The following is an 11,747-nucleotide window of genomic DNA, read 5'->3' on the forward strand; positions in this document are numbered from 1 at the left end:
TATGATGTGTTACTTACTACCACTATAAAGTAACACGTAGTAGATGGTTAGTCAACAGCGTTCGCTCTGACACGGATTTTACATTTTCAACTATCTTAAACACCGTGAGGAACTCTGGAAAGTACCGATTCAACCAATTATGAACCCAGCCTTGCGCCACTCGCAGATCAGTCGAAAGATGATCGCGAATTTTCATCGCTTCCCTTAGTTCGGCATAGATGCCTCGGAGAAGATGAGGTAAGGCGCTAGGTTCAACCAATAGTGGCCGGTCGGTTCCATGCCGACTATGGCGTCCTTGAACCCTTGTTCCGTCGTAATCTTCTGGAACAAGCTAACGAACAATTTAAAGTGACCCTGCCGCGAATAGATAGACACATAGAAAGCCTCACGGAGAAAATATTTGCTTTATATCTTCTCGATCTGTTTCAATCGTTCGATCGATGGCCTCGCTGCTCTCGTGCCACAAGGATTTGGTCTCGACCCTTCTCGCCAGGCCTGTTCGTATTCTGTAATCGCCAGCGCGACAAGCTCAAGATTTTGTATTGGAATTTCAATGGATTTTGGTTGTTCTATCGCCGACTCGAACGGGGGACCTTTCGTTGGCCAACGGGCGCTTCGAGCGAGAAGACGCATCCGGATCAGATGGAGTTAAACTTGTTCAACGAAGCCGAGGTGCGGGCGCCGCTACAAGCAGCGCCGATGGAGAAAGTCACGTATGAACGCGACGGGCAAACGCGAAGAAGATTTGTCAAAGCTGCCCGTGGAAACGGGACAACTAGGAAGCGTGGCAGGTCAAGGGCTGGCATTTTGCAATCAGCTGTATGCTATAGAGCGCGAATCACGGATATTATTCGTTATTCATTGTCCAAGTTCCAAGCTGTTTTTGTCGCCGGTTATTGTTCTAACCCTTTGAACGAGTACGATATAGGAAACGATGGATAACAGACTGGTTGCAAAAATAATGATTCCAAAAGGCATGGCGGAATTCTCACCCGCGATTCCAACGAGCGGGGACGTAACGGCACCTAGCGCAAATTGAAGAGTGCCGAGTACTGCCGAAGCACTCCCTGCAATGTGCCCATGCGACTCCATTGCTAATGTGAAAGAAATGGGACCAATGATCCCAATGGATGCAGCAAATAAGAAGATCGAAATAAACATGGCGGATAATGGTCCATGAAACAATACTACAAACAAGATCATAGCGGTAGAAATAAAGGCAACTGTTAATCCTATCAAAAATATTCGATGTTCAGTTATTCGACCTGCAAGAAGCTTGACGCATTGAGATCCCAAAATGATGGCAAGTCCATTCAACGCAAAGAGTATGGAAAACATTTGCGGTGACACGCCATAAATGTTCTGATAGATAAATGGAGTACCCGCAACATAGGCAAAAATTCCAGCAAACAAAATGCCATTGACGAGGGCATACCCCATAAACGACCGATCTCGAAACAAGCTATTATAGTTTCTCATTAACGTACTTAAGTTGCTTGGAACCCGTTGCTGCACTGGCAAGCTTTCCTTTATCCCCCAGAATGACATCCCCATTAAAAATATACCTAGCAGCCCTAAAAAAATAAACACGCCTACCCACGAGCTGTAGGAAACGACCATACTTCCGGCAGTAGGGGAAATTAATGGAGCCAAACTGCTTATCATCGTAAGCATTGATATAAACTTCGTCATCTCAACCCCGCTAAACCGATCGCGAACAATAGCGCGCGAAATCACGAGTCCTGCGGACGCGGCAACCCCTTGAATAAATCTTAAAACAATGAACCATTCTATGCTTGGAGCAAAAGCACAACCAACCGAGGAAAGTATGTACAATATCATGGAGATTAACAAAGGTAAACGTCTTCCATAAATATCGCTTAAAGGCCCCATTATCATTTGGCCTAAGCCTAATCCTAACAGGCTGGCGGTTAAACTCGCTTGAATCATAGAAGCGGTTGTTCCAAAAAAATCCATAATTTTCGGAAGCGACGAAAGGTACATGTCAACCGTAAATGGCCCCAACGCAGAAAATGCGGCTAGCAACAGGGCGAATCGGAGGGAATGATTTTTTAACTTATTATCCATTAATTTAAAACTCCTGTGAGATTAATGCCTTGCAAGTTTGAGCGGATCGTCTTCCTGCCGCAGCGTATGCGGACTTTGCGAGCTCTACGCCCATGCCGCGACCAGCACCAATTCATCCGATCAGGCCATGTTTTGAAAACCTCCATTTACCATTCGATTCGTTTGCCGTCTCTAAAGAATTCTCCGTTAGGACCTTCCGGCCCGATTGCTGCCAACCAAAGGATGGACTCCGCAGCTGCCCTAGGCGTTCTTGGGGCAGACGGTCCGCCCATATCTGAACTTACCCATCCCGGATCCACCGCATTGATTTTAATATCGCCTTTGATTTCTGCAGCTATCAATCGTGTCAATCCGTTCAAGGCTAGTTTAGACAACTTATAAGCACCTGCGCCTTGAAAGGACAATTCGCTTATGGTCCCGTATTCTGACGAAATATTAATAATTCTCCCATAACCATTTTGTTGCATGAGGGGAATAAAGGAGCGGAGGACATGGTAAACGCCGAAGAAATTCACAGCCATCGTGTGCTCTATAATGTAAGGTTCCATGGACAATAGCGTTTCATGGTCATCCAAATACACGCCGGCATTATTGATCAATACGTCTAATTTTCCATAGTGTGTATTTACCGCTATTACTGCTTGACGAATGCTTTCATGACTACTTACATCCATCTGCACGAAGGAAACATCCAATGCCGACTCCTTCAGTTTTTGCGCGGCATCATGACCCGTTTCCGGATTCTGACTTGTCAAAATGGTCTGATAACCGTTCTGAGCCAACTGTTTGACCAACTCATAGCCGATTCCTCGATTCCCGCCGGTCACAAGCGCGACTTTGCTATGATTTGACATCCGCATCCTCCACTATTCTTATTTGCATAAATTGAGGCAGAGTTTCCTTTACATAAAGAGGCACACCGCTGTAGGCGTGCCTCTTCTATTTCGCGAGAACGACTTGTTGTTATACGTTCTCCATCGTGCTGATGTCAATCACAAAACGATAACGGACATCCGAAGCCAGTACGCGTTCCCATGCTTCATCTATCTGGTTGGCGGAAATTACCTCGATCTCAGGAGCAATGTCGTGCTCAGCGCAAAAGTCGAGCATCTCCTGCGTTTCGCGAACACCGCCGATCATCGACCCGGCAAACGAGCGGCGGTGACCGATAAGGGAAAATACGTTAACGGACAGCGGCTCCGCCGGCGCACCGACATTGACCAGCGTACCGTCCAACGCCAGCAGTGAGAGGTATGAGCTCATATCGATCTTCGCACTCACGGTATTGACGATCAGGTCGAACGAACCGGCCAGCTGCTTGAACGTCTCCGGATCGCTCGTGGCATAATAATGGTCTGCGCCAAGACGCAATCCGTCTTTTTTCTTCTTCAAGGATTGCGATAAAACCGTCACCTCGGCCCCCATGGCATGTGCGAGCTTCACAGCCATGTGTCCAAGCCCGCCGAGTCCGACAACAGCTACCTTCTTGCCGGGCGCAGCTCCCCAATGACGCAGCGGCGAATACGTGGTGATGCCGGCACACAGGAGCGGAGCGGCGGCGTCAAGCGCCAAGCCATCAGGGATCCGGACCACGAAATCTTCCGTTACAACGATGTGGGTGGAATAGCCGCCTTGCGTATATTGCCCGTACTTGTCGATCGCTCCATAGGTGCCCGTCATCCCGTTGAGGCAATACTGTTCCTCGCCATTGTGGCAGTTCGAACATTTTCCGCAGGAGTCCACCATGCAGCCTACTCCCACCCTGTCGCCCACGGTGTACTTGGTGACTTCCGGCCCAACCTTGCTCACAATACCGGCAATCTCGTGCCCCGGAACAAGCGGATATTGTACAGGCCCCCACTCGCCGCGAGCCGTATGAATGTCGGAGTGGCAAATACCCGCGTACTTGATCTCAATGAGGACATCGTGTGGCTGAAGCTCCCTGCGCTCGATCATGGTCAGTTGGAACGAACCTTCTGAATTGAATACAGCACGTGCATTAGCGTGAATCATATGAATCCTCCTGTCATCAATAAGATTGTGTTATGGGACATGCAGCAACACTAAACACAACATAAAAACAATAAACAAAATACTTTGCCTAATCAACCCGTGTTTATTATTATATAATCAAGGGACATACAATCAATGGTTAAAAAAACTCTAAATGTTGATATATCAACAAAATTATAAAAAATGTTAATTTTCTCAAAAAGCTTGGTGACTATTACAATGGCCGAATTGGATCGGAGAATTTTTAAAACACAAGAATCCTTGAGAAAGGCTGTTATCGGCCTTATGACTGAAAAAAACTTTGATGAGATTACCATTCAGGATATTGCGGATCGAGCAAATGTCAACCGCGGAACCATTTATCTGCATTATCAAGACAAGTACGATTTGGTGGATAAACTTGTAGAATCACACTTAAGTGAATTAGGGGAAATTTAAATAGGCATGTCAAATGGATTGGACCGAGGCTCTCGTACCTTATTTTGAGTATTTTGAGGAAAACTATTTATTCTTTTCAACCATGTTAGCAAGCAAAGATGCTAATGGGCACCATCGTCTTTCAGAACCCGACTTCTTTACTATTTCATGGAAGGATTTAAAGGCGAGATCGATCAATCCGACAATACCGTCGCAATCTAGTCAATTTGTTGCGTTGGGCGAATGATGATTTCGCTTATGGCTACCGTTTCGGGCGTGCTAATCGCATACGCTACTGCATCAGCTACATCACTCGACCTTAGACCGATCGTGCGCTGAAGATTCTGCACCCATTCACCATTCTCAAGATCATTAATGGTTGTATGTAGTTCGGAATCTACCGTTCCTGGAGATAGGCACGAATAGCAAATTTCGTTCCACATAAACAGCACCTCTCTGGAAAACAACATGTCCGGCGACGGAATCAGTTGTAACTATCTGGCCGGATTGTTGCTTCTTCATAATAGGTAATACTGCAGCTATTCCATGTAAAACCCCCATGATATTGATGTCTAACAGTTCACGCCATTCGTCAAAGCGGGCCTCCGAGAGCGGTGCAGTTGGCATACCTCCAGCGTTATTGAAGAGTACATCTACACGAGCGTATTTTTCGATCGCAACATCGACAACAGATTGGACATCCTCTTTCTTCGTTACATCTGCGACGGTATGTGAAATGTCCGCGTCGGGTAATGATTCAACAAGGGCTTTTAAGCGATCTTCTCGCCGCGCCGCAATGACTAACTTCGCTCCTTCTTCCGCAAGTTTCCTGGTAGTGGCCTCACCATAAACGGTAACGATTAGATATCAATCGTTACCTGAACGGAAACTGTTGATTTATCAACAACAAAGCCATATTCATGAATTATCTAACCGCTCTAAGAGAAATGATTAGGAAATTATCCGTTTAAGAAAAACTACATCGAAAGGTTAAGGAAACTTTTCAGCTCTGTGATCCACTCGCGTTATGTTATATTCCCCAACATTTAGATAATAGACATTTTGAACTGCTCCGTTGATATCTCAACTTTCCATCGGATTTTAACCATTGTCTCGCCAGAGGGGTGCATAGCCATTCTCATATTATTCTGTAAAACTAGTCTGTTAGAGAGCGGCTAATTCTTCTAAGATGTGATTCAGCTTCTCTCTTGAAACTCTCATCATGGTATTCTCGCTAATCTGCTCAAGAGATAGAGGCTTTGCCAAATGGGTTAGCGTCCCTTCAAGAAGATTGGGAGCATGCGCCTCAATGACAGCCGTCGCCTTCTCATCCATGAGGATTTCGACTAATTTCGTGTTAAGATTATAGGTCTCTCGGAATAGTTCATTGGTCGAATATTGAAAGCGATACACGCCGGAGCCTACTACGACTACTACATGATCATCATGCTGGACGACCGAGAGGATACCTTCTGCTTGATCCAGCGGAATACCATTCTCGACTAGGCCTGTTACACTGGGACCTAATAAAACAATTTCGGCCGTTGTGTTTGCGGGGATGCGCGCTTCCAACACCATGCGATCACCGGTAACCTGCCAACCGGATTCGATCTCTCCGTACATGGAACGATAGCTTGCTTTAGCATAGGTTAACTTCGTCGATCCAAATAGAGGAGCAATACGTACCCTCTTGAATGCCGGAGCTGCGAAATCAAGACCCGCCACCTTCTTGTACATCCAGTCTCCTACCGCCCCATAGGAATAGTGATTAAAGGAATTCATATCGTCACTCCAGAAGGAACCATCCTGCTTTATGCTGTCCCAATGCTCCCATATCGTTGTCGCGCCTTTGGATATCGAATATAGCCAGCCCGGATAACTTTCCTGCATTAAGAGCCGCACGGCCGTTGTATGGTAACCATGATCAGACAAAGCAAAGCAAAGATACGGTGTCCCGACGAAGCCGGTTGAGAGGTGGTAATCATTCTCCACGATCATAGCGTTTAAATCGGCTGCCACCCGCTCCTTCACCTGCTCATCCACTAAGTCAAACACTAGGGCCAATACATGCGCGGTTTGGGTTGGTGATGCGATTCTCCCTGTCTTCGTGACAAATTCATCCTGAAATGAAGATCGAATGTTGCGGTAGAGCTCTTCATACCGTTCTGCCTCTTCGCCTCGTCTTAGTACTTGAGCCGCATCTCGAACAATGCGGGTGGAGTATGCAAAAAAAGCGGTCGCGATAAGAGAGGTTGGAGTCGATCCGATATAGCTATTTTCTTTCGCGTCTAAGGCCAGCCAATCGCCAAAGTGAAATCCCGTATTCCACATATACTCGTTTTTGCCTTGCGCCCGGATGTATTCCACCCAGTTTTTCATACTCTCGAACTGTTCTTCAAGTAAACGCAAGTCCCCATAATACTGGTAGACAGTCCATGGACAAATGACCGCCGCATCCCCCCAAGCCGCCGAACTTGCACCACCGACGATGTCAGGGATGACGTAGGGTACACCTCCATCCTCATGCTGCTCAGCTTTCAAGTCTCGTAACCATTTCTTGAAGAATGGGGCACCCTGGTAATTAAATAATGCGGTACTGATGAACACCTGAGCATCGCCCGTCCAGCCAAGCCGCTCATCACGCTGCGGACAATCCGTCGGCAAATCCAAAAAGTTGCCGCGCTGTCCCCACTTGATGTTTCGTTGAAGCTGGTTCAACCGTTCATCCGAGCACTCGAAGTAGCCAGTCTCGTTCATGTCGGAATGAATGACTTCGCCGAAGAAATGCTGGATAGGTAATCGGTCATCCATGCGCGGGTAGCCCGTCACCTTGACATAACGAAAACCCATAAACGTAAAATGTGGAGCGTATTCTTCCATTTCTTCGCCACGCGTAACATAGGTTACGGCTTGCTTAGCCGTTCGCAGATTGCCAAAATAAATATTCCCGTCGCGATCCAACACTTCGGAATGATGCAATGTAATCACGGTACCTGCAGGCGCGTTGACGCGAAATCTTACTCTCCCGACCATATTTTGTCCAAAGTCCAGGACATGATCGCCGGCTGGCGTAATAAAAGTCGCTATGGGAGAAATAACCTCTGTGACAATGTTCGGCCAGTTCTCCTGCGGGACCAGTCGCTCATAACCTAATTCGGCTATTTGTACGGCTTCCCATGCCGAGTCGTCAAACTGAGGATGCGTCCATCCTGATCGCTCCAAACGGGCGTCGTAAACTTCTCCATGGTAAATATTCGAATACAACACAGGACCCGTAGACGCTTTCCAGGATGTATCCGAAGTAAGAATGTCTTCCGTTCCATCTGAATAACGGACATGCAGCTGCACCATCGCGGCACGCTGATCCCCATAGTAATAATTCCGCTCGCTGAATCCCAAGCCGCCACGGTACCAACCGTCGGCGAGCATTACGCCGATGCCGTTTTCACCCGCGCGAAGAGATGAAGTGACATCATAGGTTTGGTATTGCATGCGATGATGGTAACTGGTCCAGCCCGGCGCGAACAAGTCTTTCGAAACCTTCCTCCCGTTCAAATAAAGCTCATAGATGCCGGCAGCCGTTACATATACCCGACCCGACACGATATCTGATCGTAATTGATACCCTTTGCGGAGCAGAAAGACAGCTTCCGTATCCGATGGAATCGCGACTTCTCGGGGGGTAATCCATTCGGCTTTCCAATCGGAAAGCCGTAACCCCGGCTCAAGCTCCCCATCCTCGCTCCACGGAGTTTCGTTGCCCGCATGGTCCCAAGCCTTTACCCGGAATCGATACCGTTGACGGGATTCGAGAGCAGGCCCTTTATATTCGCAGTGAATCGATTGATTGGACTCGACCCGGCCGGAATCCCAGAGCGGAGCCGAATAATCGTCAGATTGAGCCGTTACTTGTATCCGATAGGCCACCTGCGTAACCGCGCGGCGATCGCCGGTCTCGAGTATCCAACTGAATCTAGGGGCGGCGATATCGCTGCCTATAAGGCGCGTATGATATTCGCAGGTTAAAGATTGTATGTGAAAAATAGACATCTTCAGAACATCTCCTCCTAGAGCTTATTGCTGCATCCATAGTCAGCCTTTGACCGAACCTGCCGTCATTCCGGCAACAATACGTTTGTTAAAGATTAAGAACAAGATAAGCGGCGGAATCGTAATCAACAGAATATTCATGAACAATAAATTATATTGCGTCGTGAACTGGCTTTGGAAATTGTACAACGTGAGCTGCACGGTTACGTTCTTCGATCCCGGCAGGAAATACAGCGGGTTCGTAAAATCATTAAAAATATTGACCGCGGAAACCACGACGACGGTGGCCGTTACAGGCTGCAATAAAGGCAAAATAATCGAGAAAAACAATCTCGCACCGCCACTCCCGTCAATAACGGCCGCCTCATCCACCTCGCGCGGAATCGTGGCCATAAATCCTTTGTAGAGAAGAACCGCAAACGGAAAGCTTAAGGCAACCTCGATTAGAATGAGCCCCGTCATCGTTTTGAAAAGACCGATTCCATCCATCACCCAAATCGTTGGCACGATAGCCGGAGGGATGATAAGCCCCGCCAAGATAAGAAAGTTCATGAAAGGTGTAGCCCGATCCTGACGGCGCTGCAGCACATAAGCGGCCATGGCCGCTAACACGATGAGGATGACGATAGAAACCAGCGTCAAGACCGTACTGTTAAAGAAGGCCCGAATCAACATGTAGTCCCGAGCTTCGATGACGGCCTTCATGTTCTCCCAATAGTAAGTCGCGGATGGCCAGGAGAGATTCAATAACGAAGCTTCACTGGCATTCTTGCCGCTATTAACGATAATGAAGTAGAACGGAACCCAGAATACAACGATCGTAAACAATACGCCGAGAATTTCAAAGCCGAGTTTGCGAGCCTTCTTCACAGGTCTACCTCCTTACGGTTCAGGTAGGTATAGAGCGGAAAAACAAGAGCGGTTACCACAAGGAATAGGATCACGTTGCCTGCCGTTGCCAGGCCGTAAAATCCGCCTTGATATTGCTTATAGATAATGGACGCGATCAAGTCGGTCGTGAAGCCCGGGCCGCCTTTTGTCATGGCCCATATAAGATCGAATGAACGCAGACCGCCTATAAAAGCAAGGATGATAACGGAGTTTGTAGCCGGCCGGCTTAGAGGGACAATAATATTCCAAAACTTATGCCACGAGCTACCCCCGTCAATCTGGAGCGCTTCATAGTACTCGCTCGGGATGGAGAGGATGCCCGCAATATAGATGACCGTCGCGAAACCAACGCCTTTCCATACATCAACCATCGCGACGGACAGCAACGCGATGCTTGTGTCCCCTAGCCAATCGGGACCTTGAATGCCGAAGAAGGCCAGCGCCGCATTGATGACTCCTTGACTGGGGTGCATCATGACGCTGAATACGATACCGACCGCGATCGTGCTGACCAAAGTAGGGAAGAAGATAACCGATCTTAAATAATGCTTAATCGATAATTTGGATGTTAAGAGGACGCCAAGCAACAAACCGAGAACGACCTTAAGACCGCAAGTAACGATTGCGTAGATTAGAGTGTTCTTAAACCCGATGCTGAGAGACTGCTCGTTAAAAAAAGTGACAAAATTCTCAAACCCGATAAATTCCCAATCCGTTAAGTTCCATCTCGTAAAGCTGAAGAAGAAGGACATGACCGTCGGTAAAATAAAGATAATAAAATATATAATAGCAGCCGGCAACAAGAAATAATACGAATACGTCCGCCTGAATATTTTGTTCACGAGTATCTCTCCCTTGCCTTTGAAGTGAATCGGCCCTGCGTGATTTCACAGGGCCGAACCTCCTATCCTAGATTCCTATCGCTATGCCGGACGAAATTACCAGCCTTCCAAACCGAGCTGCTTGGCCTGTTTCTCAACATCTTTGTCATACGCGGCAGCCGATTCTTGCGCGGTCTTGATGCCAGCGCCTACTTCCACCGTAATCTGCTCTAAGCTCGGCCCTTTAATCGGAGAGACGAATTCAAGAGCGGGCGCCGTTTTGCCTGTGTCAAAGTAGGGTAGCATTTCCTTGACCAAAGTTGCTACATCGTCGGGAATAACTGCACCTTTAATCAGATATGGCCCGACCGGTTTGGAGACGGCCGAAATCGCTTGGCTCCCCTCTATGGAAGCGATATAAGCCAGAAACTGTTTGGCTTCCTCAGCGTGCTCAGTCTCCTTATAAATGTAAGCCGATGTCGGCATCCATACAGTTAGACCATTTTGAGAGGCATCGTCGCTTGGCTGGGCGAAAAATCCAAGGTTTTCAACGAGATCAGGGAAGTTTTGCGCGATTGTCGGCGTAGCGAGCGAGAGCATCGGATAATGAGCTCCTTTACCTTCCGCCACCATCTTCATGCCGGCATCGTATGTGGTTGCCAGTTTGTCTTTGTTGAAGTACCCTTTGTCATTCAACTCCTGCATCTTCTCGAAGCTGCGCAATGCAGCTGGAGTATTCGCGTTGGTTGCCTTATGAGCCGTGTAATCATCGGCAAAAGTCGGCACCTGCGCTTGTACATTGTAGAAATCGGCAAGCACGACGATTTGGGAAGTCCACGTATCCTTGAAGGACCCCACTACCGGAGTGATGCCTGCCGCCAGAATCTTCTCGTTGTTTGCCATCAACTCCGACCAGGTCTTAGGTACTTCAAGACCCAAATCCGCATAAACTTTTTTATTGTAGAACCAGCCGCCGGCCACCGTCGAACCCGCAGGCACTCCAAAAACTTTATCATTGACCGAAACGGTTGGTTTGTATGAATCGATAACATTGTCCATAAACGACTCGTTCGTTAAATCCAGCAGATTCTCTTCCGGATTCAGCGCTTTCATCAGCGAGCCGGAGTTATAGAAGAAGATATCCGCCATATCGCCGGTTGCCAGTCGAGTTTTTACGAGGTTGTCCAGCTCCGTGCCTCCGGGACCCGTCTCCAATTCAATCGTAATGTGAGGATGTAGCTTCTTGAATCCGTCGATTAACGCATTCGCCGTATTCACCGTATCCTGCGTATTCCCGGTCATAAGCGTAAGCGTTACTTCCTTATCCGCATTCCCGTTCTGCCCCGCGTTGGAGCCGGTATTCTCGTTCGAATTCCCGTTTCCGCATGCGGATACGGTAGCTACAACAAGAACAGCGCTTAGCAAACTTAACCACTTTTTCCTGCCTCGATTATGCATCTCTATTCC

12 protein-coding genes are annotated in these 11,747 nt (G+C 47.8%); 2 read left to right on the forward strand and 10 right to left on the reverse strand.

Annotated features, from left to right (window positions below; genetic code table 11):
• Window positions 1–204: 204 nt before the first annotated feature.
• The gene (locus ACO9K6_RS12270; protein ID WP_424767926.1) at window positions 205–375 is read right to left on the reverse strand and encodes a hypothetical protein; all 171 of its coding nucleotides are present in this window, start codon (window positions 373–375) and stop codon (window positions 205–207) included.
• On the opposite strand from ACO9K6_RS12270, the gene tnpB reads away from it, so the two are divergent.
• Window positions 349–942 (forward strand): IS66 family insertion sequence element accessory protein TnpB, encoded by a 594-nt coding sequence (gene tnpB / locus ACO9K6_RS12275; RefSeq protein ID WP_424767920.1) that lies wholly within the window; start codon window positions 349–351, stop codon window positions 940–942. The two genes, ACO9K6_RS12270 and tnpB, sit on opposite strands and share 27 nt — an antisense overlap.
• Here the strand turns inward: tnpB and ACO9K6_RS12280 are convergent.
• The 3 genes from ACO9K6_RS12280 to ACO9K6_RS12290 all read right to left on the reverse strand — a co-directional run bounded on the left by ACO9K6_RS12280 (window position 859) and on the right by ACO9K6_RS12290 (window position 4,101).
• A complete protein-coding gene (locus tag ACO9K6_RS12280) occupies window positions 859–2,088 on the reverse strand; it encodes a multidrug effflux MFS transporter (protein ID WP_424767852.1) in 1,230 nt (409 codons plus the stop codon). The genes tnpB and ACO9K6_RS12280 overlap by 84 nt on opposite strands.
• Window positions 2,089–2,234: 146 nt before the next feature.
• Complete coding sequence (locus ACO9K6_RS12285; RefSeq protein WP_424767853.1) at window positions 2,235–2,942, reverse strand: SDR family oxidoreductase; 708 nt, start codon at window positions 2,940–2,942, stop codon at window positions 2,235–2,237.
• A 109-nt stretch (window positions 2,943–3,051) separates the two neighbouring features.
• Window positions 3,052–4,101, reverse strand: coding sequence for an NAD(P)-dependent alcohol dehydrogenase (locus ACO9K6_RS12290; protein ID WP_424767854.1), 1,050 nt, complete (start codon window positions 4,099–4,101; stop codon window positions 3,052–3,054).
• Between the two features lie 219 nt (window positions 4,102–4,320).
• On the opposite strand from ACO9K6_RS12290, the gene ACO9K6_RS12295 reads away from it, so the two are divergent.
• Window positions 4,321–4,539, forward strand: coding sequence for a TetR/AcrR family transcriptional regulator (locus tag ACO9K6_RS12295; protein WP_424767855.1), 219 nt, complete (start codon window positions 4,321–4,323; stop codon window positions 4,537–4,539).
• A 197-nt stretch (window positions 4,540–4,736) separates the two neighbouring features.
• Here the strand turns inward: ACO9K6_RS12295 and ACO9K6_RS12300 are convergent, their stop codons facing one another.
• The 6 genes from ACO9K6_RS12300 to ACO9K6_RS12325 form a co-directional block, all read right to left on the reverse strand.
• The gene (locus tag ACO9K6_RS12300; protein ID WP_424767856.1) at window positions 4,737–4,961 is read right to left on the reverse strand and encodes a hypothetical protein; all 225 of its coding nucleotides are present in this window, start codon (window positions 4,959–4,961) and stop codon (window positions 4,737–4,739) included.
• A complete protein-coding gene (locus tag ACO9K6_RS12305) occupies window positions 4,891–5,379 on the reverse strand; it encodes an SDR family oxidoreductase (RefSeq protein WP_424767921.1) in 489 nt (162 codons plus the stop codon). Before ACO9K6_RS12305 ends, ACO9K6_RS12300 begins: the two co-directional genes overlap by 71 nt.
• Before the next feature lie 303 nt (window positions 5,380–5,682).
• Entirely contained in the window at window positions 5,683–8,568 is a 2,886-nt protein-coding gene (locus ACO9K6_RS12310) for a family 78 glycoside hydrolase catalytic domain (protein ID WP_424767857.1), read from the reverse strand.
• A gap of 42 nt (window positions 8,569–8,610) precedes the next feature.
• Window positions 8,611–9,438, reverse strand: coding sequence for a carbohydrate ABC transporter permease (locus tag ACO9K6_RS12315; protein ID WP_424767858.1), 828 nt, complete (start codon window positions 9,436–9,438; stop codon window positions 8,611–8,613).
• Complete coding sequence (locus tag ACO9K6_RS12320; RefSeq protein ID WP_424767859.1) at window positions 9,435–10,301, reverse strand: carbohydrate ABC transporter permease; 867 nt, start codon at window positions 10,299–10,301, stop codon at window positions 9,435–9,437. The genes ACO9K6_RS12315 and ACO9K6_RS12320 overlap by 4 nt, the downstream gene beginning before the upstream one ends.
• A 96-nt stretch (window positions 10,302–10,397) precedes the next feature.
• A complete protein-coding gene (locus tag ACO9K6_RS12325; RefSeq protein ID WP_424767860.1) occupies window positions 10,398–11,738 on the reverse strand; it encodes an ABC transporter substrate-binding protein in 1,341 nt (446 codons plus the stop codon).
• Between the last annotated feature and the right edge of the window lie 9 nt (window positions 11,739–11,747).

The sequence above is a fragment of the Paenibacillus praedii genome, assembly GCF_049725345.1.
In the GTDB taxonomy this organism is placed as follows: domain Bacteria; phylum Bacillota; class Bacilli; order Paenibacillales; family Paenibacillaceae; genus Pristimantibacillus.